Annotated in this window: 24 protein-coding genes; 14 read left to right on the top strand and 10 right to left on the bottom strand. The window is 63.4% G+C overall.

Annotated elements, in window-relative coordinates:
- The first annotated feature begins 197 nt into the window (after nucleotides 1–197).
- Nucleotides 198–1,421: a multidrug effflux MFS transporter gene (locus PDM29_RS01890; RefSeq protein ID WP_311192211.1), complete on the top strand. Its 1,224-nt coding sequence runs from the start codon at nucleotides 198–200 to the stop codon at nucleotides 1,419–1,421.
- A gap of 62 nt (nucleotides 1,422–1,483) precedes the next feature.
- On the top strand, nucleotides 1,484–1,870 hold the full coding sequence (locus PDM29_RS01885; protein WP_311192210.1) for a hypothetical protein: 387 nt from the start codon (nucleotides 1,484–1,486) through the stop codon (nucleotides 1,868–1,870).
- A gap of 84 nt (nucleotides 1,871–1,954) precedes the next feature.
- Here PDM29_RS01885 and PDM29_RS01880 read toward each other — a convergent pair whose 3' ends face one another.
- Nucleotides 1,955–3,430 (bottom strand): glycoside hydrolase family 19 protein, encoded by a 1,476-nt coding sequence (locus PDM29_RS01880; protein WP_311192209.1) that lies wholly within the window; start codon nucleotides 3,428–3,430, stop codon nucleotides 1,955–1,957.
- A gap of 378 nt (nucleotides 3,431–3,808) precedes the next feature.
- Between PDM29_RS01880 and PDM29_RS01875 the strand changes: the two genes are divergently transcribed.
- The 6 genes from PDM29_RS01875 to PDM29_RS01855 are packed head-to-tail and all read left to right on the top strand — an operon-like array spanning nucleotide 3,809 to nucleotide 8,069.
- Entirely contained in the window at nucleotides 3,809–4,252 is a 444-nt protein-coding gene (locus PDM29_RS01875) for a hypothetical protein (RefSeq protein WP_311192208.1), read from the top strand.
- A 20-nt stretch (nucleotides 4,253–4,272) separates the two neighbouring features.
- Complete coding sequence (locus tag PDM29_RS01870; RefSeq protein WP_311192207.1) at nucleotides 4,273–5,022, top strand: IS256 family transposase; 750 nt, start codon at nucleotides 4,273–4,275, stop codon at nucleotides 5,020–5,022.
- Nucleotides 4,952–5,530 carry a transposase gene (locus tag PDM29_RS01865; RefSeq protein WP_311192206.1) on the top strand — a complete coding sequence of 193 codons (579 nt, stop codon included), beginning with the start codon at nucleotides 4,952–4,954 and terminating at the stop codon, nucleotides 5,528–5,530. Before PDM29_RS01870 ends, PDM29_RS01865 begins: the two co-directional genes overlap by 71 nt.
- 9 nt (nucleotides 5,531–5,539) lie before the next feature.
- Nucleotides 5,540–5,971 carry a phytanoyl-CoA dioxygenase family protein gene (locus tag PDM29_RS21005; RefSeq protein ID WP_425508771.1) on the top strand — a complete coding sequence of 144 codons (432 nt, stop codon included), beginning with the start codon at nucleotides 5,540–5,542 and terminating at the stop codon, nucleotides 5,969–5,971.
- Nucleotides 5,972–5,982: 11 nt separating this feature from the next.
- Nucleotides 5,983–7,200, top strand: a complete 1,218-nt coding sequence (locus PDM29_RS01860; RefSeq protein WP_311193865.1) for an NUDIX domain-containing protein — start codon at nucleotides 5,983–5,985, stop codon at nucleotides 7,198–7,200.
- On the top strand, nucleotides 7,197–8,069 hold the full coding sequence (locus tag PDM29_RS01855) for a hypothetical protein (RefSeq protein WP_311192205.1): 873 nt from the start codon (nucleotides 7,197–7,199) through the stop codon (nucleotides 8,067–8,069). Before PDM29_RS01860 ends, PDM29_RS01855 begins: the two co-directional genes overlap by 4 nt.
- On the opposite strand, the gene PDM29_RS01850 is transcribed toward PDM29_RS01855, so the two are convergent.
- The 4 genes from PDM29_RS01850 to PDM29_RS01835 form a co-directional block, all read right to left on the bottom strand.
- Nucleotides 8,021–8,305 carry a type II toxin-antitoxin system HicB family antitoxin gene (locus tag PDM29_RS01850; RefSeq protein WP_311192204.1) on the bottom strand — a complete coding sequence of 95 codons (285 nt, stop codon included), beginning with the start codon at nucleotides 8,303–8,305 and terminating at the stop codon, nucleotides 8,021–8,023. The two genes, PDM29_RS01855 and PDM29_RS01850, sit on opposite strands and share 49 nt — an antisense overlap.
- Nucleotides 8,306–8,449: 144 nt before the next feature.
- A complete protein-coding gene (locus PDM29_RS01845; RefSeq protein ID WP_311192203.1) occupies nucleotides 8,450–10,447 on the bottom strand; it encodes a M2 family metallopeptidase in 1,998 nt (665 codons plus the stop codon).
- Nucleotides 10,448–10,483: 36 nt separating this feature from the next.
- Complete coding sequence (locus tag PDM29_RS01840) at nucleotides 10,484–11,221, bottom strand: phosphatase PAP2 family protein (RefSeq protein ID WP_311192202.1); 738 nt, start codon at nucleotides 11,219–11,221, stop codon at nucleotides 10,484–10,486.
- Between the two features lie 104 nt (nucleotides 11,222–11,325).
- A complete protein-coding gene (locus PDM29_RS01835; RefSeq protein WP_311193864.1) occupies nucleotides 11,326–13,026 on the bottom strand; it encodes an ArnT family glycosyltransferase in 1,701 nt (566 codons plus the stop codon).
- Between the two features lie 140 nt (nucleotides 13,027–13,166).
- Between PDM29_RS01835 and PDM29_RS01830 the strand changes: the two genes are divergently transcribed.
- From PDM29_RS01830 to PDM29_RS01810, 5 genes are all read left to right on the top strand, one after another.
- Nucleotides 13,167–13,868 (top strand): response regulator transcription factor, encoded by a 702-nt coding sequence (locus PDM29_RS01830; protein WP_311192201.1) that lies wholly within the window; start codon nucleotides 13,167–13,169, stop codon nucleotides 13,866–13,868.
- Complete coding sequence (locus PDM29_RS01825) at nucleotides 13,855–15,156, top strand: sensor histidine kinase (protein WP_311192200.1); 1,302 nt, start codon at nucleotides 13,855–13,857, stop codon at nucleotides 15,154–15,156. The genes PDM29_RS01830 and PDM29_RS01825 overlap by 14 nt, the downstream gene beginning before the upstream one ends.
- A gap of 110 nt (nucleotides 15,157–15,266) precedes the next feature.
- On the top strand, nucleotides 15,267–16,523 hold the full coding sequence (locus PDM29_RS01820) for a DUF819 family protein (protein WP_311192199.1): 1,257 nt from the start codon (nucleotides 15,267–15,269) through the stop codon (nucleotides 16,521–16,523).
- A gap of 57 nt (nucleotides 16,524–16,580) precedes the next feature.
- Nucleotides 16,581–16,931 (top strand): helix-turn-helix domain-containing protein, encoded by a 351-nt coding sequence (locus PDM29_RS01815; RefSeq protein WP_311192198.1) that lies wholly within the window; start codon nucleotides 16,581–16,583, stop codon nucleotides 16,929–16,931.
- Between the two features lie 17 nt (nucleotides 16,932–16,948).
- Nucleotides 16,949–18,148: a type II toxin-antitoxin system HipA family toxin gene (locus PDM29_RS01810; RefSeq protein ID WP_311192197.1), complete on the top strand. Its 1,200-nt coding sequence runs from the start codon at nucleotides 16,949–16,951 to the stop codon at nucleotides 18,146–18,148.
- Nucleotides 18,149–18,217: 69 nt separating this feature from the next.
- Here the strand turns inward: PDM29_RS01810 and PDM29_RS01805 are convergent, their stop codons facing one another.
- Together PDM29_RS01805 and PDM29_RS01800 are read right to left on the bottom strand one after the other, a co-directional pair.
- Nucleotides 18,218–18,442, bottom strand: a complete 225-nt coding sequence (locus PDM29_RS01805; protein WP_125360992.1) for a YbdD/YjiX family protein — start codon at nucleotides 18,440–18,442, stop codon at nucleotides 18,218–18,220.
- Nucleotides 18,442–20,523, bottom strand: a complete 2,082-nt coding sequence (locus tag PDM29_RS01800; RefSeq protein WP_311192196.1) for a carbon starvation CstA family protein — start codon at nucleotides 20,521–20,523, stop codon at nucleotides 18,442–18,444. The genes PDM29_RS01805 and PDM29_RS01800 overlap by 1 nt, the downstream gene beginning before the upstream one ends.
- 195 nt (nucleotides 20,524–20,718) lie before the next feature.
- Between PDM29_RS01800 and PDM29_RS01795 the strand changes: the two genes are divergently transcribed.
- Nucleotides 20,719–21,570, top strand: a complete 852-nt coding sequence (locus PDM29_RS01795; RefSeq protein ID WP_311192195.1) for a pirin family protein — start codon at nucleotides 20,719–20,721, stop codon at nucleotides 21,568–21,570.
- 39 nt (nucleotides 21,571–21,609) lie between these two features.
- Here PDM29_RS01795 and PDM29_RS01790 read toward each other — a convergent pair whose 3' ends face one another.
- From PDM29_RS01790 to PDM29_RS01780, 3 genes are all read right to left on the bottom strand, one after another.
- On the bottom strand, nucleotides 21,610–22,071 hold the full coding sequence (locus PDM29_RS01790; protein WP_311192194.1) for a hypothetical protein: 462 nt from the start codon (nucleotides 22,069–22,071) through the stop codon (nucleotides 21,610–21,612).
- Between the two features lie 150 nt (nucleotides 22,072–22,221).
- Nucleotides 22,222–22,950, bottom strand: a complete 729-nt coding sequence (gene aqpZ, locus PDM29_RS01785; RefSeq protein WP_311192193.1) for an aquaporin Z — start codon at nucleotides 22,948–22,950, stop codon at nucleotides 22,222–22,224.
- 183 nt (nucleotides 22,951–23,133) lie between these two features.
- Nucleotides 23,134–23,997 carry a pirin family protein gene (locus PDM29_RS01780; protein WP_311192192.1) on the bottom strand — a complete coding sequence of 288 codons (864 nt, stop codon included), beginning with the start codon at nucleotides 23,995–23,997 and terminating at the stop codon, nucleotides 23,134–23,136.
- Nucleotides 23,998–24,074 lie beyond the last annotated feature (77 nt).

Here is a 24,074-nt window from a genome sequence, read left to right as displayed (position 1 = left end):
TATAGCCCAGCCCCCCGCCGCACAACGGCCGCACGGCAGATGAACACGGGTTGCGAACCGTACGCATTCAGCCCCTTGGGCATGGAACTGGCCGACGCAACGGCCTATCATGAGCGGATTCTCGTATTCATCAGGCACCGCCCGGGTTTGGGCCGGTGCCTGCCTGCGTTCGCGCAGGCCGCTGACGGAACCCAGCCATGACACCCGCCTCACCCTCCACGCGTCGCTTGGCCCTGCTGCTGGCCGGCCTGGCCATGTTCGGTCCGTTCTCGATCGACACCATCTTTCCGGCCTTCCTGCTGCTGGGTGAGCGCCTGCAGGTGGACCAGGTGGCGGTGCAGCAGACGGTCAGCGTGTACCTGCTGTTCTACGGGCTGATGAGCCTGGCGCACGGTCCGCTGTCGGATGCCTTCGGGCGGCGGAGGGTGATCCTGGGCGGGCTGGTGGTGTTCATTGCCGCCTCCATCGGCTGCGCGCTGTCGCGCGACCTGACCACGCTGCTGGTGTTCCGCGCCCTGCAGGGCGTGTCGGCTGGCGTCGGCGTCATCGTCGGCCGCGCGGTCATCCGCGATCTGTACCACGGTGCGGACGCTCAGCGGCTGATGAGCCAGGTGTCGATGATTTTCGGCGTGGCCCCCGCCATTGCGCCGATCATCGGCGGCTGGATTCTGCTCGGGGGCGGCGACTGGCCGTTGATCTTCTGGTTCCTGGTCAGCTTTGCGGCGCTGCTGCTGCTGGCCACCGGCAAGTGGCTGCCGGAAACCCTGCCCGTGGAAGAGCGCACGCCGCTGTCCACCGGCGCGCTGCTGCGCAGTTATGTGCGGATGGGCTCGAACCCGCGCTTGCTGCGGCTGGCCGCGGCCGGTGCGTTCAACTTCTCCGGCATCTTCCTGTACATCGCCTCGGCCCCGGTGCTGGTGATGCAGCACCTGAAGCTGGGCGAGGGCGGCTTTGCCTGGCTGTTCATCCCGACCATTGGCGGCATGACCCTGGGCTCGTTCCTGTCCGGTCGCATGGCCGGGCGCATGACCGCGCAGCGTCAGGTCAGCATCGGCTTCGCGCTGTGTGGCGTGTCGGCACTCGTGAACCTGGTTTATGTGCTGTCGGTGACGCAGATCGCGGTGCCCTGGGCCGTGCTGCCGATCTTCCTCGGCGGCGTGGGCATGGCGCTGATCTTCCCGATCCTGGCCCTGGCGGTACTGGACATGTACCCGCACCAGCGCGGGCTGGCCTCGTCGATGCAGATGTTCCTGCAGTTGATGATCAACACGGTGGTGGCCGGCATGGTCTCGCCGCTGCTGAGCAGCCAGCCGCTGCATCTGGCGCTGGGCTATGGCGGCTTCTTCGCCATCGGGGCCAGCTTCTGGTACTGGGAGCGCCACTGCGAACGCCGTCGCGCACTGCTGGCCGAGCCGGCCTGAATGCCGGCCCTGGCGACCCGCTGCGGTATCCTTTCCCCATTGATGCAGTCCGGACGTACCTGATGTCGACCACCTCCAAGCTGCGCCGCGACCTGCGCCGGCGCCGTGAAATCGAAGAAGCCAACCGCGAAAAGGCCCATGCCTCGCCGGTGGAGCCGCATGCGGAACTGCGCGACCAGCAGCGCACGCTGCTGGCCGGCATTGTCCGCCGTGATGGCGAATGGGTTCTGGGCATGGATGGTCGCATTGCCGGGCAGAGCCCCAGCGCCGCGCGCGTGCTGGCGCTGATCATGCAGGCGGCCGAACTGCACGAACGCCAGGGCACGCCGGTGCGGCTGGTGTATTCCGATGCGCTGAAGGACGCCGCGCATGCCGAAGCCCAGGCCGATGGCCTGGACTTCGATCAGTTCAAGGTGCAGTTCGCGGAAAGCCTGAAAAAGAAATCTTAATCCCGGTAGCGCCGGCCGTTGGCCGGCCCATGGGATGCATCCGGAGGGCCGGCCAACGGCCGGCGCTACCGTCAGTATTCCGGATTATTCAATCACTTCGACATTCGGGAACTTGTCGATCACGCACTTCACGTAATCGGCCGGCTTCAACGCCGAATAGGGCGTCTGGTACGTCACCAGCTTGCACTGGTAGCTGCGGCCGCCCACGTTCCCCGGCACCCAGTCGTAGTTCTCTTCCCAGTAGATGGGCAGCGCGCCAGCACCACCTTCATCAAACTGCTTCATGCCCTTGCAGCCCAGCACCTCGTTGCCGGGCACCGGCACATTGAAGTACTGCGCGGCCGCCTTGTAGTAGGTAATGCGGTTCTGCGACTGCAGGTGTTCGGCGCTGCCGCCGCATTCCACGCCACCGTTGATGATCTGCGTGGTCACCCCGAACCCGGGCACCAGACCGTTGCCCACATCATGCGCGTTCGGCTGCCACGTGCCATCAATCACATGCATCATCGATGGCTTCGGCGGCTGCGGGTACATGTAGAAGAACGCCGCGCTCGCCAGATTCAACCAGGTGTCGGCGACCAGATCCGGGCGGTCGAGCAGGGTGCGCACAGTGCCGAACATGGCGTCGGAGAACGGCCCGTAGTTGTAGTTGTACGAAAGCTGCTTGGCCCCGCGCCCGAAGTAGCTCTTGTAGCGGCCGGCATTCGGGCCGTCGGCAAAGGTGCCGCACGGCCAGGTCTGGCCCTGCCACGTACTGGGATTGCATTCGCCAGCATAGCCATCGGCGCGGTCCTCGCTCCAGCCCATTTCGCGCACGTGCACCAGCGCCTGCCGCCACTCGGGGATGGCGCTGTGCGCATCGTGGCCGCCGGTTTCCTGTGCGAAATGCGCCACCATCGTGGCCAGGGTCTTGCGGCAGATCGCGTTGGAATCGCGACCGTCGGTATAGGTGGCGCAGATGGCCGGGAACTTTGCGAAGGCCTGCAGGAAGCCGCGATAGGTGTATTCCGGCGCGCGCAGCGGGAACAGGAACTCGAACTGTTCGTTTCTGACCAGCGCTTCCACCCGGCGCACGTTTTCCGGATTGGCCGGACGTAGTGGCTGCACCGCCTCGACCTCTGCGTTGGGCAGGGTACGGATAGAAGCCAGGGTCTGCTGCATCAGCGGGAAGTCGGTCAGCCGGGCCTCATCGGCATGCAGGCTGCTGAGCGGAATCAGCACCGGTTCCAGCGGGTCCGGGTCTGGATCGGGGTCCACCGGGGTACCACCACCGCCATCACAGCCGGGCTTGGTTTCGGCCACTTCTTCCCAGGGAGACAACCACGGCTGCGCGGGGTCGATCTGTGCCGGCGACTGACCGGCATCCGCCCACCACTTGGCCTTGAAGTAACGGCCCTGGAAGATCACCACGCAACCGGCGGTGTAGGTCTGGGTAGGGCTCCAGGTGTCGCTGGCAGCGGTGGTTGCGCTGCGCGACTGCTGGGAAGAAGCGGCGTGCGCCGGCGCGGCACTGGCGAGAGCCACCAGCAGGGCAGTGCTCAGCAAAGCAGGGGTGTGCATGATGCGTCCCGATGCGGAAAGGAAGATGCACGGTAGCGCTGGAGTGCGCGAATGGATTTCGTATTTGTTTGAAGATTCGTTTTCCTTGATGTGTATCCAACTTCGCAGATGGAGTGCGTCACAGTTCGCTCGATCATTTTTCCCAGTGTTGCGGACCACAGCTAGGCAGTTGCGTCCATTCGCGCTGATGCCGCTGAGGAAAAGCTTAGCTGTTCGCCTCACAAGTGTGAGGTCCGTCTCAAATGTGTGCCCGCCGGAATTCTCTTACAAACGATTGAGGCGATGTCGGCGGGATGTTCATGTGGCGATGTTGGATAACGATGAGTGCGCGAATGGCCTGCGCATCAATCTCCATTTTGGACAAGAGGGTGATTTGTCTTGAAATCCATCGAAGAGCTCTACTTCGAGTTCGACCTCTATGGCTACGTCGTTTTGCGCGAAGCCTTGAATCCTTGTCATCTGAAGAAGCTGCAAGAGTACTGGTCGAAACATCTGGATGGTGAGCCGTTGCATGACATCAATCTGGACTGGGGCGAAGAGTGGAGGCAGCTTGTAGATCCTGAGCCTGTCTTCCGTTTTCTAGCTGCAGTCTTTCGAGAGAAGTTCCGCATGGATCACATGTTCTGTGCCAATGAGCAATTCGTCAGTAGTGCCGGGAACCTGCATCACCATGCCGACATGTTCGATGAAGGAATTTTCTATTGGGTTCGGAACGGTCGTGTGCACGCAGGGCTGATCGGCGTCCAGTATGCGTTGACCGAGATGGGGGCAGGGCAGAGCCACTTCTGTTGGGACTGTCAGGAATTTTGTGTTCGGGCATAACATGTTGAAAAGGATCATGTATGCCACCCAAGAAAAAGACCGCCAAGGCCGCTGCCCGTCAGCTGCCTACCCTGCCTGCCGAGCTCGTTGAGCAGCTTGCCAACGGAGCGACGACCGCGGGCGAGATCCTGGACATCACCACAGCCCTGAAAAAGGCCTTGATTGAGCGGGCACTGAAGGGCGAGCTGGGCCATCACCTGGGGTACCCACCCGGAAGCGAGCGACCGGAATCGACCGGCAATCAGCGAAACGGAACGTCCAGCAAGACCGTTCTGACTGAGGATGGCCCCCTGCGACTGGACGTTCCCCGGGACCGGGATGGCAGCTTTCAGCCCATCCTGATTCCCAAGCACGAGCGGCGTTTCACTGGTTTTGACGACAAGATCGTCGCGATGTACGCGCGCGGAATGAGCGTCCGCGACATCCGCGCGTTTCTGTCTGAACAGTATGGAACAGACGTGTCGGCGGACTTCATCAGCTCGGTGACCGACGAGGTTCTGGAAGAGATTTCGGCGTGGCAGACGCGTCCGCTGGAGCTGATGTATCCGGTGGTGTTCTTTGATGCCCTGCGCGTCAAGGTGCGTGACGAGGGCGTAGTGCGCAACAAAGCGATCTATCTGGCATTAGGCGTTCTACCTGATGGAAGTGCGCGACGTCCTGGGCATCTGGATCGAGAACACAGAAGGGGCCAAGTTCTGGATGAAGGTCTTCAACGACCTCAAGACGCGCGGCGTGGAGGACGTACTGATAGCGGTGACCGATGGCCTTAAAGGCATGCCCGAGGCGCTGGCGGCGGTCCCCAGCGACCACTCTCCAGACCTGCATCGTGCATCTCATACGCAACAGCTTGGACTACGCCGGCTGGAAGGATCGAAGGGCTCTCGCAGCCGAGCTGAAGCCCATCTCCAGGCCATCAATGCAGAGTCCGCCGAACAGGCCCTGGAAGCGCTGGAGGCCTCGCCGCTGGGCAAACGCTACCCCTCGGCGCCCCAGGCATGGCGACGGTCATGGGACCGCGTCATACCCTTCTTCGCGTTTCCACCTGAGATCCGTCGTGTCATCTACACCACCAACGCCATCGAGAGCGTTAATGCGCAGCTGCGGAAGGTCATCAAAACCCGAGGGCATTTTCCAACTGACGAGGCGGCGATCAAGCTGATCTGGCTGGGGCTGCGCAACATCACGGCCAACTGGGGAGGCACCAGCCACGGCTGGAAGAACGCGATGAACCAATTTGCCGTACTTTACGGGGACCGATTTATCCGGAGCCCGTACTAAGAAGCCGGGCTGTCACAGGGCAGCCCACGTCGCCCGAACACAAAAATACGGACACTCTCCTTCTGTTGCATCCCTGGCTCTCACCGCGCCAATTTCCCTGTTCCCGACGCGTGTAGACGTCTAGAAGACAACGAACTGCTACGGCACGTTCACCTGAATGCCGGGGATGCACTGGTCTTCTCGGAGGCATTGGTTCATGGCACCTACGCGGTTCCAGGATCAAGCCAGCGTCGTGCGGTGTTCGCGAGGTACATGAACAATCATTCTTACTTCCGCAGGCCGCCGGAACACGAGGCTCTGACCGCTTTGCCTGCCACGCCAAACCACACAGGAACAGCTTCGCGTCCATTCAATGCATCTCTTCTTACAGAGAGGCAGCGCCGGCTGGTGGCGGAGCCTGCCTATGCACGCGGGCACGCCCCGGTTGGAGGTGTGTCTTGAATCCCATTAGTGTGAAAGCGGTGATCAGGGACGCGACGGGTAGAGTGCTGTTTCTGAGGAACCCGCGTGGTGAACTTGAGCTGCCGGGCGGTCGACCTGAAAGCGGAGAGAGCATGGAGGAGGCACTTGCCCGCGAAGTTCTCGAAGAGTGCGGGCTTATCATCACCGATACGGCCTATATTGGAAGCCGGTCGTGCACCATCGTACCGAACAAGGATGTTTTGTTGACGTTCTTCAATTGTAGGTGTGACGGCGACGCGATCAACGTAAGTGACGAGCATACCGAGTCTCAGTGGGTAAGCACGTCCGCATCTCGACCAAATGACGTTCCGGAGTACTACTGGGCTGTAGCACGGGAAGTTGGGCTCGGGCGGCCGGGTTCTGGCAATAGTCAGGGCGACGGGCGGCAATCCGAGTACCCGTTGTCGACCGGTGAGCGCGATAGGAAGCGGCTGCTCATAACCGCCGAGGTCTACGATGCTGGGACCAGAGAATTTCTATTGCCTTACTTGCCGTGCAAGGCGGGTAGGGCTCTGGAGGTTGGATCCGGGCATGGTGGGATTTCGCGCTGGATAGCGCAGATGTGCCCGGACGCTACAGTGGTCGGTATGGACTCTAGCGCGGCGCAAGTAGAATTGGCGACGCATGAGGCTGAACTGCTTGGAGTTCAGAACGTTCGCTATATGGTGGAGGATCTTCGGAAGATCGAGGAGTGGGGCGGTCTTTATGAGGGTTTCGACCTGATCACCTGTCGCTTTACTCTGCTTCATCTGAAGGATCGCGAACGAATCGTCAGTGGATTGCTGAATCGTCTAAGCGCCTCGGGGATTCTAGTCGTTGAAGAGCCGTCACTGGGAAGCTTGTTCTCAGTTCCTGAGAATCCGGCCTTTAGTCGCGCCAATTCGGCAATCATGCAGTACGGTCGAATGATGGGCCTCGACTATGACTGTATCAGCGAGGTTTGGCGCGTAGCTGCGTCCGGCGGTTGCACTGTCAGGAATGTCCGGTTCGCGCAGCCGACTGTCTGGTCCCGCGCCCACAAGGAACTGGTGCTGCTGTCGTTCATGGATTTCAAGGCACGTCTGGTGGACGCATCCATTCTCGATCTGATCGAAGCGAATGCCATTGAAGAGGATCTTCAGCGAGAGTATATGGAGGAAGATGTCATTTCAGGTGGACTTCGCACCATTCAGATTGCGCTATCAAAGAATGGTGGAGGAGTGCCATGACGGAATTCTGGGTCGATCAGGCGGGCAGTGGTGCCTACATGGATATGCCGAGCGAGGATGTTACGGGACACGTGGCGCGTGGAGGGACGATTCTGATGTGGGCGATTGACGGGGCATCCCCACTGACAGATGAGCCCTTCACCGTGTTCCAGAACGAGTCCAACTCCGGCTGGTTCGCACGCCGATTGTCTGAGTGCTTGAAGACCCGCTTCGTTGAGCAGACGTTCAATCCAGCCCAGCTTCGGGAAGTGATTGGTGAGCTTAGAGCTGAGTTCATTCAATGCTCTGGCTGCCCTGTCCCTGATTGGAGTTGGCCCGTGGCTGCCGCCGTCATGGTCGAGGTTTCCGAGCTTGATGGGCGAGTCAGGATGGAGGTACACAGGTACTCTGACTGCTTCTTTGCAACTGCTCAGGGTACTCTGGAAGCAGACGTCACGAAGGCGCGGAGGATGGCGGACGCAGTCTCAATTGGAAGGTGGAAGCCAGCGTCAGGCTTTTCAGGTAAGACGCTCGCTTCACTTCGTGAGAGACGAGCTCGGCAGCAAGATAACGAAGGAACCACAGCGCTCACCCTCAATCCAGAAAGCGCCATGAACGCTTCCGCGGTTCTGCTGCATAGGGAGCGGCCCTTGCATGTTCTGGTCGGAAGCGATGGGGTGTCTCGTTTGTGGGAGAGCTACGCAGCAATGACGATCTCCGACGCGATGTCGGTCGTCGCAAGGGAAGGGGTGGGCGGGTTGATCGCTGAGCTGCGCCGGTTCGAGGCTTGTGTCGTCTTGCCCCAGAAAGACGAGAAACCCTCGGATGACGCCTGCTGCATTCACCTGTTTATACCCGGAAGCATTCGTTCTACATGCACGAAGACATGATCGATCCGCCAACCGTTGTATACGTCTTTCTTAAGAATCTCATGATCCTGAGAGGGGGCGGGAATGGTCTGGCCAGCGTCCAATGCCGCGTCAATCCATGCGGCGGCAGCTTCCTCCGCGGCCATTATTGCGTCGTCCAATGTGTCGCCAGCGGAATAGCAGCCGGGTAGGTCCGGAACAACCACGCTCCAGGCGGTGTTGTGATCGCCTGCTTCAATCATGATGGGATAACGCATCTGGCCTGTCCTGTTGGTCTAGATGCGATAGTGCGCCACAGAAAAGGAACTGGTGAAATGCAAGAGGTTTCAAGTGGTCGCTATTTTCCCGTAGACGAACAACGCCCCTTGCGGGGCGTTGTTTGAATCATCACAAATGCCGTATTACTGCTTGGCGGGTGCCGCTGCTGCCGGCGCTGCGGAAGCCACCGCGCCCGGAGCCTGCCAGCCACACATCTGGCCCTGGTTCTGCTGCTTCAGCCACTCGTTGACCGGAGTGAAGTACTCGATCATCGGGCCGGCATCCAGCTTCTCGCCGCCAGTGATCTCCTTCAGTGTGGCCTGCCACGGCTGGCTGGCACCCTTGCTCAGCATGGCCCAGAACTTCTGCCCGGCTTCCTTGTTGCCGTAGAAGCTGCACTGGTGCAGCGGGCCCTTGTAGCCGGCCGCGTCACACAGGCCCTTGTAGAACTGGAACTGCAGGATGCGCGCCAGGAAGTAGCGGGTGTACGGGGTGTTGCCCGGCACGTGGTACTTGGCACCCGGGTCGAAGAACTCCTCGCCGCGCGCGCTGGCCGGAGCCACGCCCTGGTACTTGGCCTTCAGGTCCCACCACGCCTTGTTGTAGTTCTCCGGCGTGATCGAGCCGTCGAACACGCCCCAGCGCCAGCGATCGATCATCAGCCCGAACGGCAGGAACGACACGCCGCTTAGCGCCATGCGCATCTGCGCGTTGATGGTGGCCTCGCGGCTTTCCTGCGGCTTGTCGACCAGGCCGATGGAATTCAGGTACTGCGGGGTCATCGCCAGCACGATGGTGTCGCCGATGGCCTCGTGGAAGCCGTCGTTGGCACCGCCCTGGAACAGCGGCGGCAGCGGGTTGTAGGCCAGGTCGTAATAGATGTGGCCCAGCTCGTGGTAGATGGTGGTGAAGTTTTCCTCGTTCGGCTTGATGCACATCTTGGTGCGCACGTCGCCTTCCATGTTCATGTCCCACGCGCTGGCATGGCAGACCACATCACGGTCCAGCGGCTTGATGAACTGGGTCTTCTCCCAGTACGACTTCGGCAGCGCCGGCATGCCCAGCGACACGTAGAAGTCCTGCGCGCGCTCGGTCATCTGCTTGGCGGTGCGCAGTTCGGCATCACGCTGCGCCTTGTACAGCGCTTCCATGCTGGCATTGCTGCCGCCGGCCTTGGCGATGGCCCCGCTCAGGTTGCCCTGGTACTGCTTTTCCAGGGCGGCGGTGATGTCCAGGCTGCCAGCACCGGGGTAGGGTTCCAGCTGGTCCCACAGATTCGACCAGTCCTGCTGCCACATGTTGCCCAGCAGATGCGCGGCGATCAGGCCGCCTTGGGTTTCGGCCTTGTCTTTGCCGTAGGTGGTGTCCAGCTTGGTACGCGCATAGCAGTGCAGCTGCTCGTACATCGGCTTGACCTGTTCCCACAGGCGGTCGGTTTCCGGGCCGATCTGGTCGGCCGGCATGTCGTAGCCGCTGCGCCACATCTGACCGGCGTCCGCGAAGCCCATTTCCTTCGCGCCTTCATTCACCAGGCCAACGAAGCGCTGGTAATCGGCGCGCATCGGCTTGGTGGTGCCATGCCAGCCCTGCCAGGCATCCAGCTGCGCGTCGTAGTCGCGGCTGCGCGCCAGCACCTGTTCCAGGTCGCCGAGCTGGCGGCAGGTGGCCGGGTTGGCCTCGTCGGTGCAGTACTTGCCGGCACCGTAGGCACCTTCCATGCGGCTGGCGATGCGGGTCAGCTCGCCCAGCTTGGCCGGGTCGCGCGGGGCCGGCATGGCGGTCATCAGCTTCAGCAGGTGCAGCTGGCGCTTGGTGTCTTCGCTCATCGGCTGGCCGTCGTACTGGCCGGCCTGGGCGATCCAGCCGTTCAGCACGGTCAGCCAGCGCTCGTTGGCCTTGGCCGCCACGCGTTCGGAATCGTCATTGATGTAGGTCGACGACAGCCACTGCGCCGAGGTCATTTCCGGGTACATGGCCTTGTACTCGGCATTGACGCGGGCAATGAACTGGTCCGCGGTCTCGGTGGGCTTGGCGGTGCCGGCCGCCGGGGTGGCGGCGGGGGACGGTTCCTTCTGGCAGGCCGCCAGCGTCAGTGCGGCAGCACCAACAGCCAGGGCCAGCAAAAGCGGGCGGTGGTTCACGGGCAGATCCTTGGGTGGTGAATTACCGCCCGAAGGCTAGTGGGCCGGTCGCGACACCGCAAGGGCCACAAGATACAGCCCCAGTGCCACCGTCCAGCAGGTGACCAGCGTCCACAGGTCGTGCGAGAGGAAATGTGCACCACGCAGCTGTTGGGCGAACCCGAACACCGCCCCGGCCAGCAGCCCCACCGCCAGCCCGCGCCAGCGCCAAGCCGGGCGCACCAGCAGCGCGAAGAAGTACAGGCTGACCCAGGCGTAGCCGGCACTGGCATGCCCGGCCGGGAAGCACCTCCCACGTGGCATGTCGGCCGGTCGTGTGGCGAACAGGCCCACGTACTCGCGCAGACCCCCATAGCGGGTCAGGTCCCAGGGGCAGTCCATGTGGGTGAGCGATTTCAGCAGCGACACCACGCCGGTGCCCAGCCCGACTGCAAGCACCACGTACAGCAGCGGCCAACGCCAGGCGCGCCAGCGCGCATGTCGCCACGCGTGGAAGCAGGCCAGCAATGCCAGCAGCGTGGCAAAGGCGCTGAGCCACTTGCCGCCCTTGTGGATCAGGTGGGTCGTGACCCACGCGTTCTGCAACACCCAACGGTGGCCTTCCAGGCGGTAGAGCTGGTCAGCCAGCCACTGGTCGCCACCGGCGGTCATCAGCGCCCAGCTCACGAGCAGCGCCGCGATCCAGGGCAACAGCAGGTGTCGGGTCAGGAACGTAGTGGGAACCGCGCGGGGAAACGAGTTCGCGACAAGCGTCGCGGCAGGAACAGGGCGCATGCGGACAACCGCCGTCAGAAAGGACCCGGGCCATGCTCGTCAGCGCGCTGTCGGAGGCCGGTCAGAGCGACGTTTGGCACCCGTTAAACGCGTGCGGACGTTCATCAATCGCCGTCATCGCCCATCGCCTCACCGCCCACCACCGTCGCATGACATTGCGCATCCAGCGCGGTGCCCGGCACCAGCCACCAGTCATTGCGGTTGGCGCTGCCAATGGACACCGACTGGGTGCGGTCCACGCACTGGCTCAGTGCCGGTTCGGCGACCAGCAGCCAGCGGTTGTGCGGAGCCTGCATCAGCCACGGCGCGGCCTCCAACCATTGCTCATTCCAGTCGCGCTTGAAGCCGAAATCCGTCACCGGGCGGTCGGCCTGCAGCAGGTTCTGCTCGCGCCAGGCGACCGCGCCCAGTTCAGCCTGCGGGCCGATGCGCTCGCCCACCCGCTGCATCACTGCCGACGCGGAACTGTACGGATCCAGCGCCGGCATCAGGCCCCAGCCATACAGGTTCCACAGCAGCAACGAGGCCAGTACCGCCAACAGGCCGGCACGGCGCAGCCGCAGCCATGCGATCAGTACCGCCATCACCAGACCGAAGCCGAACAGCCACAACCCGAGCGGATCCAGCAGGCTGTCGGGCATCGCACGCTTGGCCAGCTGCGCGTGCGCCCATGGGCTGCCGCCGAGCAGGTGCACGCCGATCACCAGCGCCGCCACGCCGAGCACGGTGGCGTAGGCCAACAAAACCCAGCGCGGGCCCGGCCGACGCAGCAGGCCGGGCAGCAGTGGCGCGGCGGCCACACACAGCGCCGGCAGCATCGGGAAGATGTAGACCTCGCGCTTGCCCGGGCTGGCGCTGAAGAACACCAGTACCAGCAGCGCCCAGCCCAGCAGCAGCCACCAGCGCGCATCCTGCCGGCGCAGTCTGCGCCACCAGCCGGGGGCGAGCGCCGGTAACAGCAGGCTGCCGGGCAGCCATAAAGTGGCCATCACCTGCAGGTAGTACCAGGCCGGCTGCACGTGGTGCCAGGCATTGGCGTAACGCGTGCCGGTCTGCTTGAACAACAGTTCGTGCGCGTAGGCCTGCAGTTCCGGCGTGGGCGCGGTCAGCAGGGCAATGCCCAGCGGACCCAGCCACACCGCGGTGCCCAGCAGAAACGCCGGCAGCAGCCACAGCAGCGGGCGGGCAGGGGCCACATACGCGTGGGGGCGGGCACGTGTCTGCCAGCGCCACAGCGCCCACGGCAGCAACACCAGCAGGGGCAGGAAGCCCACCCCCTTGGTCACCGTGCCCAACCCTGCGGCGATGCCGGCCACCCATAAGGCGCGCGTGTTGGGGCGTTCCAGCAGGTGCCGCAAAAGGCCCCACAGCGAAAGCGTGGTCATCGCCACCAGCACCATGTCGATCTGCGCGCGCTTGGCCATCAGCCCGAACTGCAGGCAGCTCATCAGCGCCAGCACCGCCCACCAGCCCACGCGCCGGCCCCATAAACGCCGGCCGAGGTCCCAGCACAACCACAGCGTCGCCAGCGCGGCCAGCAGAGAAGGGATCAGAAACGCCAGGTTCCAGTCGCGCATCACCGAATACGTGGCCGCCTGCATCCACATGAACACCGGTGGCTTTTCCGCATACAGCTCGCTGCCCCGGTGTGGCAGCAGCCACTGGCCGCTCTCCACCATGTCACGCGCGGCCAACACGAAGCGTGGCTCGTCCGGGGGCGAGGGTGAACGCAGCCCGAGGCCGGCCGCAAGGGTCAGCAGCAGGGCCAGGCAGATCAGGACGCGCCAGTGCGGGCGCAGCAGCATTCGGGTCACGGGGGACGTCGCGGCCAAAAGGCGTACTCTGGACGGGGGGATGTAAGAAAGGCGTCGAATCGGGCCAATTGCGACCGTATTTCGACATTCTCGACGCTACCATGGTTGTTATTACCCCCGGAACCGCGCATATGCGCCTGCTGGTCATCGAAGACAACCGCCAACTGGTGGCCAACCTGTTCGAATACTTCGAGGCACGCGGCCACGTGCTGGACGTCGCGCCGGACGGCATCACCGGCCTGCACCTGGCGGGAACCCACGCCTACGACGCGGTGATTCTTGATTGGATGCTGCCGCGCATGGAAGGACCGGAGGTGCTGCGCCGTTTGCGTGCCGAACACGGTTCCGAGGTGCCGGTGATCATGCTGACCGCCCGCGATGAACTGCCCGACAAAATCGCCGGCTTCCGCGCCGGGGCCGACGACTACCTGACCAAACCGTTCGCGCTGCCGGAACTTGAAGTGCGGTTGGAAGCGCTGCAGGTGCGCGCGCATGGGCGCAATCCGCGCAAGGTGCTGGAAGTGGCCGACCTCAGCCTGGACCTGGCGACCCTGGAAGCGCGTCGCGATGGACAGGTGCTGCACCTGTACCCGGCGTGCCGCAAACTGCTGGAAGTGTTGATGCGCGCCAGTCCGGCGGCGGTCACCCGCCAGCAGCTGGAGTTCGCGTTGTGGGGCGACGAACTGCCCGATGGCGACCTGCTGCGCTCGCACGTGTACGAACTGCGCCGCAGCGTGGACGGTCCGTTCGCCACCAAACTGATCCACACTTTGCCGCGCGTCGGCTACCGCCTGGCCACCACGGCCACGGAAGGCAGCGATGCGTCTGCGTAAACCCGGCCCGCTGCACCGTCGCCTGGTCTGGTGGCTGCTGGCTTACCTGGCGCTGATCTCGGTGGCGGTGTTCAGTGTGGGCAACTACGTGCACGAGCATGCCGAGCATTCGGCATGGCGCGCGCTGCTCAATTCCGAACTGGACAGCATCATCAGCCATGTCGAGCACGAGCCGCACTATCGCTGGCAGGACTCGGACACGCTGCGGTTGTTCACCATCAACGACGACCCGGCGCTGCCCCCGGTGCTGCGCACGCTGCATCCCGGGCTGCACGATGGCGTGGTGATCAATGAGCGTTCGGCCGCCGTAATGGTCCGCGACACCGCCACCCAGGGCCGGCTGGCGCTGGCACTGGACATCAATGATTTCCACGAGCTTGAAGAGTTCGCCACGCGCTGGGTTATGCTTGCCGGCGTCGTCATGATCATCGTGACCGTGCTGATGGCCTCGATCGGTGTGAGCCGGCTGGTGCAGCCGCTGCGCTCGCTGGCCCGGCACATCCATGACCTGCGTCCGGGCGTGCCCGGCCAGCGGGTGGACGTGGACCCGCGAGGCAGCTCCGAGTTGTACGTCATTGCTGACGCACTCAACGATTATCTGCGCCGTAACGAGCAGTTCGTCGAACGTGAGCGGGTCTTCATCAGTACCGCCAGTCACGAACTGCGGACGCCCATTGCGGTGATCACCGGCGCATCTGAACTGGCGCTGGAGCAACCGGACGTGCCCGAACGCGCGCGGCAGCAGATGCAGCGCGTGCACCGCAGTGCGCAGGGGGTAGAGCAGCTGATCCAGCTGCTGCTGGTACTGGCGCGCGAACCGGCGCGTCTGGCTGCGTTGAAGGAGCGCATCGCGCTGGACGCACTGCTGCCGGAAATTGTCGAGGACCACCGCCATCTGCTGGGCGACAAGGACCTGCATATTGAAATGCAGCCGCTGCCACGATTGGACATCATCGCCCCTCTGGGCGTGGTGCAGGCGGCTATCGGCAATCTGCTGCGTAACGCCATCGAAAACAGCGGGCGTGGCACCATCAGCCTGTCGCTGTCCGAGCGCGCAGTGGTCACCCTGCAGGACCCGGGCCTGGGCATGAGCCCGGAGGAAATCGCCGCCGTGTACGGGCGCATGGCGCGCGGTGACCGTGGTGAGGGCGATGGCATCGGCCTGGAGTTGATTGCGCGGCTGTGCGAACACCTGGGCTGGGGGCTGACGATCGAACCCAGCGAACCACGGGGCACCCGGGTGATTCTTGATCTTGGGGCCTCGCTGCCCGGGACAAAAGCTGAATAGGGCAAGCGGGCGGCGCAAGGTGGCACGCCGTGAAGACAATGTTAAGCTCCAGAAAGCGCCGCCTGATGTGGCGCTTTTTTTTGCCCTTTCGATCGACAGAGGATGGCAGCATGCCGACCGAACCGAGTACCGCCCTGATTACCAGCGACATCGTAGGCCTTGGCCTGATTGCCGCCACCCTGGCCCTGATCTTCTGGGCTGCCAGCGGTCCCACCCCGCTGCTGAAAAAGATCTTCGCATGGGTACCAGCCCTGTTGCTGTGCTACTTCATTCCGGCGATCTACAACACCACCGGCCTGATCGACGGCCACAACACATCGCTGTACAACCCCATCGCCCGTGACGTGCTGCTGCCGGCCGCGCTGGTGCTGCTGACCCTGTCCATCGACCTCAAGGGCGTCCTGAAGCTCGGCCCGAAGCTGCTGGTGGTGTTCTGTGCCGGTACCGCCGGCATCATGCTGGGGGCCATCGTGTCCTTCCAGGTGATGAAGCTGATCCACCCGGAAACCGTGGCTGGCGACACCTGGGCAGGCATGGCGGCACTCGCCGGCAGCTGGATCGGCGGCGGGGCCAACATGGTGGCGATGCGCGAGGTGTTCGGCACCGACGCCACCACCTTCGGTCAGTTCGCCGTCGTCGACGTGGCCTGCGCCAGCCTGTGGATGGCGATCCTGCTGTTCCTGGCCAACCGCGCCCAGCAGATCGACGCCCGCAACGGGGCCGACACCCGTGCCATCGATGAAATGAAGGCGCGCATCAGCGCTTATGAGGCCCAGAACGCGCGCATTCCCACGCTGACCGATCTGATGGTGATCGTCGGCGTCGCGTTGGGCGGGGTGGGGGCGGCGCATGCCGTTGCTGCGCCGCTGAGCGGCTGGTTCAAGGCCAACATCAGCTGGGCCAGCCAGTTCAGCCTGGACAGCCAGTTCGTGTGGGTGGTGCTGCTTTCCACCGCATTGGGCCTGACCCTGAGCTTCACCCGCGCGCGCAAGCTGGAGGCGGCCGGTGCTTCGCGCCTGGGTACCGTATTCCTGTATTTCCTGATCGCCTGCATCGGCATGCAGATGAACCTGCTTTCGCTGCTGGATCGCCCGTGGCTGTTCCTGCTCGGCGTGATCTGGATGCTGACCCACATCCTGGTGCTGTGGATTGTCGCCAAATTGGTGCGTGCGCCGTTGTTCTTCTTTGCGATTGGTTCGCAGGGCAACATTGGTGCGGCAGCGTCGGCACCCGTAGTAGCAGCCGCGTTCCACCCCACGCTGGCACCGGTGGGAGTGCTGCTGGGTACGGTGGGTTATGCAACCGGTACCGGCTTGGCGTATGTGACCGGCCTCATCCTGAAGTGGATGGCCGGCGCTACCGGTTAGTAGGATGTCCAAAATATAGGACATTTTTATCTTAAAGTCCGTGATAATGGATATTATGTGTCCAATATTCAGGACATGGCCTTGGTCATGTGTATAATATCGGACATGAAGGACGTCATTCTCAGTCGACTCGCCGATCAAATCAGGCGCATGCGCATCGAGCGCGGCCTGAGCCAGGAAGCCTTGGCTGCCGCCGCTGGTGTAAACCGGAAAACGATCATCGAACTGGAGAAGGGGGCTGCCGGGACTGCCCTGGGGTCGGCTGTCGCGGTACTGGAAAGCATGGGGGCCGAACTCAACGTGGTGCCTGCCTTCAAGCCAACTACGGCGGAAATGCAGGCGCTGCTGGGACTGGTGGAGCCGCCTCGTGGTCGAGCCCGTCCCGGCAAGCCGGGCAGAGGCGCATGATGGACCGGCGGACAACCATGACGGTATCGACGCCGCAGGGCTTGTCAGGGCAGTTGGACTACCTGGGGTACTACGCCTTTACCTACGCGCCGCACGCCTTGCCATCGTGCGCTGTCTCTCTGGGCATGCCGGTGGTCATGCAGCCTTACGAAGGCTCCGAACCCATGGCCATTTTCCAGATGAACCTTCCAGAAGGTCACATGCTGGAGATGCTGAAACATCGGTTCGGGAAAACCACCGACCTTGATTCCATGTTGCTGCTTGCAATGACGGGAGGGGAAGCCGGGATCGGTCGCGTTTCGCTTGAAAGCCCCGACTTCACCATTGGGGGAGCAGTAGGCGTGGACCTTGGGCGTGTGCTGGCAGACCAGGGAACACACGACTTGTTCCAGGAACTGGCCGAGGAATACCTCATGCGGTCAGGTGTCTCCGGTATGCAGCCGAAGCTTCTGGTTCCCGAGCAGACACCGGCAGTGTTCGGAAAGGCGCTTCTGCCTACCCGGGAACTCATCGTCAAAACTGAAGGTGCCCATTTCCCGGGTCTGGCCATCAATGAGTACCTGTGCATGTCGATTGCAAGGGAGGCTGGAATTGCGGTTCCGGAATTCTTCCTGTCAGAGGACGGCAAACGCTTCGTCATGCGCCGGTTTGATCGAACGCCGGCAGGAACCCCAATCGGGTTTGAAGACGTTGCTGCCCTGGTGGGCCTCAACGCGGAAGCGAAGTACCGGCTCAGTTATGAGCAGGTTGCCAAAGTGCTCACCGCCTATTGCTCGAGCGAGCATCGATCGGCGGCGCTGGCACAACTTTTTGACCAGGTCGCGTTGTCCGTCCTCGTTGGCAACGGGGATGCGCATCTGAAGAACTTCGGTGTGACCTATGAGGATCCTGCCCGAGGTGCGGTGAAAATGTCGCCGGCTTACGACATTGTCTGCACAACCTGCTACAACCCGAGCGATGTGCTGGCGCTGAGTCTGAATCACCAGAAGGGCCTGATGGCGGCCCGGGTGGACCTGGAAGCGTTTGGGAGGAGCAGTTGCCGGATTGAAGATCCGCTGGGGCGAATCGCCCGGCTGGTGGAAGCCATGCACGTGGTCATGTACACCGAAAGCGATCGGATCAACCAGGTCCCGGAATTGCGAAAGTGCTTCGAACCGTCGCTGGCGCGATTCGAGGCGCTGGTGGCAGGCCACTCACCGTGCTCGCTCGCGCCATAGCCCGAGTGCTCTACAAAAAAAGGCGACGCATCTGCGTCGCCTTTTTCATTTCAAACGATCAACCGGCAGTCAACAACAACGACCACCGTTGCGCCCGCTGTAGCGGGCTTCCTGACGCTCGCGGAAGAACGTCTTGTAGTCCATCGGCGTGCGGTCCGGGTGTTTTTCCAGCACGTGCCGCACGTAATTGTCGTAGTCCGGAATACCGCAGCAAAGCCGCGCGGTCTGCACCAGCCGCCGCCAGAGGCGGCGGTGGGCCTGGTACTGACTGACAGGAACAAGACCGGTACCCATTACAGGTCCGCCATCTGGTGCGGTTCCAGCTTCACGTACGCGGTTTCCTTGTCCGTGCGCTGCGGCGAACGACGCGCCACCACAATGGTCTTGATCGCATAGGCCAGGATCGAGAACACCACGAACAGGAACAGCACGGTCAGGCCGGTGTTGACGTAGGCGTTGACCACGATCTGCTGCATCTGCGCCACGCTCTTGGCCGGTGCGGTGATGGTGCCGCTGGCAATCGCGTCCTGGAACTTGTGCGCCTGCGCCAGGAAGCCCTGCGCCGGGTTGCTGTCAAAGATCTTGATCAGCCCCGCGTAGGTGGTGCAGATCAGCAGCCACACCGCCGGCACCGCGGTGACCCAGGCGTAGCGGTCACGCTTCATCTTGAACAGCACCACCGTGCCCAGCATCAGCGCAATACCGGCCAGCATCTGGTTGGAGATGCCAAACAGGGGCCACAAGGTCTGGATGCCACCAAACGGATCGACCACGCCGGTGTACAGCAGGTAGCCCCACAACGCCACGCAACCTGCGGTGGCGATGATGTTGGCGGTCCACGACTCGGTCTTCTTCAGCGCCGGAATGAAATTGCCCAGCAGGTCCTGCAGCATGAAGCGGCCGGCACGCGTGCCTGCATCCACGGCGGTCAGGATGAACAGCGCTTCAAACAGAATCGCGAAGTGGTACCAGAACGCCATCATCGCGTTGCTGCCGCTGGGAATGGCCTCATGCAGGATCTGCGCAATGCCCACCGCCAACGTGGGTGCACCACCGGCGCGGTGCAGAATGGTTGGTTCGCCAATCGCAACCGCGGTGGCTTCCAGTTGTTCTGGCGTGATGGTGAAGCCCCAGGTGTTGGTGATGTAGTGCGCGGCGGACACCGCATCTGCCCCGATCACCGCCGCCGGGCTGTTCATCGCAAAGTAGATGCCCGGGTCGATGATCGACGCGGCCACCAATGCCATCACCGCAACGAACGATTCCATCAGCATGCCGCCGTAGCCGATGTAGCGCATGTGGCTTTCATTGGCCAGCAGCTTGGGCGTGGTGCCCGAGGAGATCAGCGCGTGGAAACCCGACACCGCGCCGCAGGCGATAGTGATGAACAGGAACGGGAACATGCCGCCCTTCCACACCGGGCCGTCGCCGCTGGCGGCGAACTGGGTTAGCGCCGGCATCTTCAGTTCCGGCATCACGATCAGGATGCCGATCGCCAGCGCCACAATGGTGCCGATCTTGAGGAAGGTGGACAGGTAGTCGCGCGGAGCCAGCAGCAGCCACACCGGCAGCACCGATGCGACGAAGCCGTAGCCGATCAGCATCCAGGTGATCTGGCTGCCGGTGAAGGTGAAGGCCGGACCCCACACCGGGTCGGCGGCGATCTTGCCGCCGTACCAGATCGCCAGCAGCAGCAGGATCAGGCCGACCACGGAGATCTCACCGATCTTGCCCGGGCGGATGTAGCGCATGTAGATGCCCATCAGGATCGCGATGGGCATCGTGGCAATCACGGTGAACATGCCCCACGGGCTTTCCGCCAGCGCCTTCACCACCACCATCGCCAGCACGGCCAGGATGATGATCATGATCAGGAAGGCACCGAACAGGGCAATGGTGCCCGGCACCTGGCCCATTTCCTCGCGCACCAGGTCACCCAGCGAGCGGCCGTTGCGGCGGCTGGACAGGAACAGCACCATGAAGTCCTGCACCGCGCCGGCCAGCACCACGCCGACCACCAGCCAGAGCAGGCCGGGCAGGTAGCCCATCTGCGCCGCCAGCACCGGGCCGACCAGCGGGCCCGCGCCGGCGATAGCAGCAAAGTGGTGGCCGAACAGCACGTGCTTGTTGGTGGGCACGTAGTCCAGGCCGTCGTTGTTGATCACCGCAGGCGTGGCCCGGGTGGGATCGAGCTGCATCACCTTGTCGGCAATGAACAGACTGTAGAAGCGGTAGGCGATGAGGTAGATGGAGACCGCGGCAACCACGATCCACAAGGCATTGATGTGTTCGCCCCGCCGCAATGCGACGGTGCCAAGACAGAATGCGCCGAGCAGCGCGAGCGCGGCCCAGCCCAGCTTGGAAAAACCTTTCATGAGATGTGCGTCTCCCTGGAGTGCCTGTTAAGAGTCTGCCCAGTCATGGACCGGGTCAATGCAATCGCGGTGGCTTGCCGCTAGTACTTTGGTCGTATGGGTCTTGTGTCTGGAACAATGGGTTGCGGGCGTGGCCGTTGGCGGCTCCAGAAGCTGCGCCCATCTTGTACCGGGTAACCTTTCGATGGAGTCAACATGAGCACCCCAACCCCCGTGCGTGTGCAGCGCACCATTCGTGGCATGCCCACCTCTGACGGGGCCGGCGTGCGCCTGACCCGTGTCATCGGCGGCCCCGACCTGCCGGACCTGGACCCGTTCCTGCTGCTGGACGAGTTCGGCACCGACAAGGCCGAGGACTACCTCGCCGGCTTCCCCAGCCACCCGCACCGCGGCTTCGAGACCGTGACCTACATGCTGGACGGGCGCATGCGGCACAAGGACAACCACGGCAACGAGGGCCTTCTTACCCCGGGCAGCGTGCAGTGGATGACCGCCGGTCGTGGCCTGGTCCACTCGGAAATGCCGGAACAGGAGTCCGGGCGCATGCGCGGTTTCCAGCTGTGGGTGAATCTGCCGGCACGCGAGAAGATGACTGACCCGAAGTACCAGGAATTCGCGCCCGAGCGCATTCCGGTGGTGCAGCCGGCGGCGGGCGTGCAGGTGAAGGTGATTGCCGGGCAGGTAGGCGACACCGTGGGGCCGATTGCGCAGCCGGCCACCGATCCGGTGTACCTGGACATCGAACTCAACCCGGGCGTGGCCTGGGAGTACGTGCTGCCAGATGGGCATAACGCGTTCGCCTATGTGTTCGAGGGGGCGTTGACGGTCGGGCAGGGCGATGAGGCGCGCCCGGTTAAAGCCCAGGAAATGGCGGTGCTGGGGGGAGGCGAGGTGCTGCAGCTTCAGGCCGGTGCCGAAGGTGCCCGGTTGATCCTGGTGGCAGGCCGGCCACTGCGTGAGCCGGTCATGCGTCACGGGCCGTTTGTGATGAACACGCGGCAGGAACTGATGCAGGCGTTCGTGGATTTCCAGGAAGGCCGCTTTTAAAAGGTAGTGCCGGCCGCTGGCCGGCACCCCCATCTACCCTCAACGCTCGGAAGCAACCGCCGACGAGCCCAGCGCCATGCCCCGCGTCAGCGTCTGCAGGGAACCCAGTTCCTTGGAGTCGCTGGGATACAGCGAGATCTGCGCGTACTTGTTCTTGTCCAGCTTCACCGTGGTCATTCGCCGGTCGGCGTAGCCCGGAGGTGTCTGGCCACCCAGGTCGGGCAGGTACCAGTACATGCTTTCGCCGGCGAACGTGCCCTTCTCCTGGCGCAGCGGGCGCGAGAGCGGAATGTTCGGATCGGATTGGGTCAGCGTCAGGCTCAGAACTTCGCGCCCGTCAGCCGTCGTGGCTTTGCACGACAGATAGTTGTTTTCCGCCTGTTCCTTCCATTGCAGGCCACTGTCGGCCGGCAGGTTGGGACATTCGGCGGTGGCCTGAGCGGAGGCCACGGTGGCACTCAACAGCAGGCACAGCGTTACAACAGCGCGCAGGACGTTCATGCTTCCCCCAAGAAGTCGAATGGCAGGGCCACGGAGCCGGAGCGTCCAATCTCCGGTCGCGTGACGGGCTGGTGATTTTGACCTTAACGGAATGTGACCGGATCTTCAAATAACTGTTTCAAATGTATCTGAATCCGGCTAGGCGTATGGTCAGCCGGGGCGGGGTTCGGCCCCGATCCACTTGTAGACGATGCCGCCGATCACCCCGCCCAGCAACGGGGCCAGCCAGAACAGCCACAGCTGGCTCAGCGCGCCGCTGCCCGCAAACACCGCGACGGCGGTGGAGCGCGCCGGGTTTACCGAGGTGTTGGTCACCGGAATGCTGATCAGGTGGATCAGGGTCAGGGCCAGGCCGATGGCCAGCGGGGCAAAGCCGGCGGGAGCACGACCGTGCGTCGCGCCCATGATCACCACCAGGAACATCGCGGTCAGGACGACCTCACACAGGAAGGCGGCCGCCACGCTGTAGCCGCCCGGCGACAGTGCCCCGTAGCCGTTGCTGGCAAACGCGCCAGCCTGGCTGCCGTCAATGGCAAAGCCGGGTGCTCCGCTGGCGATGTGCAGGAGGATCCAGGCGGCCAGAACGCCCCCCACCACCTGCGCCAGGATGTAGGGCACCACGTCGCGGGCGGGAAAGCGTCCCCCGGCGAACAACCCCACCGTGACCGCCGGATTGAAGTGGGCTCCCGAGACGTGCCCGAACGCATACGCCCCGGTCAGCACCGTCAGGCCGAAGGCCAAGGCCACGCCGACGAAGCCGATGCCGAGAGGATTGCCGTCCCCGCCGAACTTCGCCGCCAGCACGGCGCTGCCGCAGCCGCCCAGTACCAGCCAGAACGTGCCGAGGAACTCGGCCGCCAATCGCTTTGCCATGTTCATTGCATGTCTCCGCAGACGCCCGGGGGAGGAGGGCTGCGGCGAACGTAGCTGAAGCGCGGTTCATCCGGGTGAAGGGCGCGTCAGCTGCCGACGAACGGCAGAAAGTGCGTGAAATTCCGTGAACGCGTCGTGACGCGCCCGTATCCGGATAAGCCGACGTAGTGCCGGGCTTGCCCGGCAACCTCAATAACCCGGCAACGGAATGAACTCCTTGTCATCCCCCGGAATCGTCCCGAATCGCCCCGCTTCCCAATCGTGCTTGGCCTGTTCAATCCGTTCCTTCGAGCTGGACACGAAGTTCCACCACAGGTGACGCGGGCCATCCAGCGGTTCGCCGCCCAGCAGCATCGCCTTGACCGGCGTCTTCGCACGCAGCCGCCCACGTGCGTTGAACTCCGGCAGGATCAGGTGCTGTGCCGGCACGTCCACACCGTCCAGCTGCAGGTCCCCTTCCAGCACGTAAATCGCGCGTTCCTTGTGGCCGGTATCCAGGTCCAGTTCCGCGCCGGTCTCCAGGTCGAGGGCCACGTTCAACGTATCCGCGAACACCTTGACCGGCGATTCTTCACCGTAAGCGCGCCCGGCGATCACCCGCAACCACACCCCGTCACGATGCTGCTGCGGCAGGGTCGCGGCACTGTGGTGATAGAACGCGGGATCGGTTTCCTCGAAATTCTTCGGCAACGCGACCCAGGTCTGCATGCCGTGCAGCGGGTGGTCGTGCTCACGCTCCACCGGCGGCGTGCGTTCGGAATGCGCGATACCCCGCCCGGCGGTCATCCAGTTCACGTCGCCCGGGCGGATCACCTGGTCCGAGCCGAGCGTATCGCGGTGGCCAATGGCACCGGACCACAGGAAGGTGACCGTGGCCAGGCCGATGTGCGGATGCGGGCGCACGTCGATACCGGCACCGGCCGACAGCACCGCAGGACCCATCTGGTCGACGAACACGAACGGCCCAACGCTGCGGGCCTGCAGCGTGGGAACGGCGCGGCGCACTTCCAGGCCGCCGATATCATGGACGCGCGGGGCGATGATGGTGGTCATGCGGGCGTTCTCGCTGGCGTGGACAGAACGTCAGCATGGCACGTCACGCCACTGCCCGGATGCCCCATTCGAGCAAC

The organism is Stenotrophomonas oahuensis, from assembly GCF_031834595.1.
GTDB lineage: Bacteria > Pseudomonadota > Gammaproteobacteria > Xanthomonadales > Xanthomonadaceae > Stenotrophomonas > Stenotrophomonas oahuensis.
The sequence above is the reverse complement of the archived record's forward strand: the minus strand, read 5'-3'. Positions and strand labels throughout refer to the sequence as shown.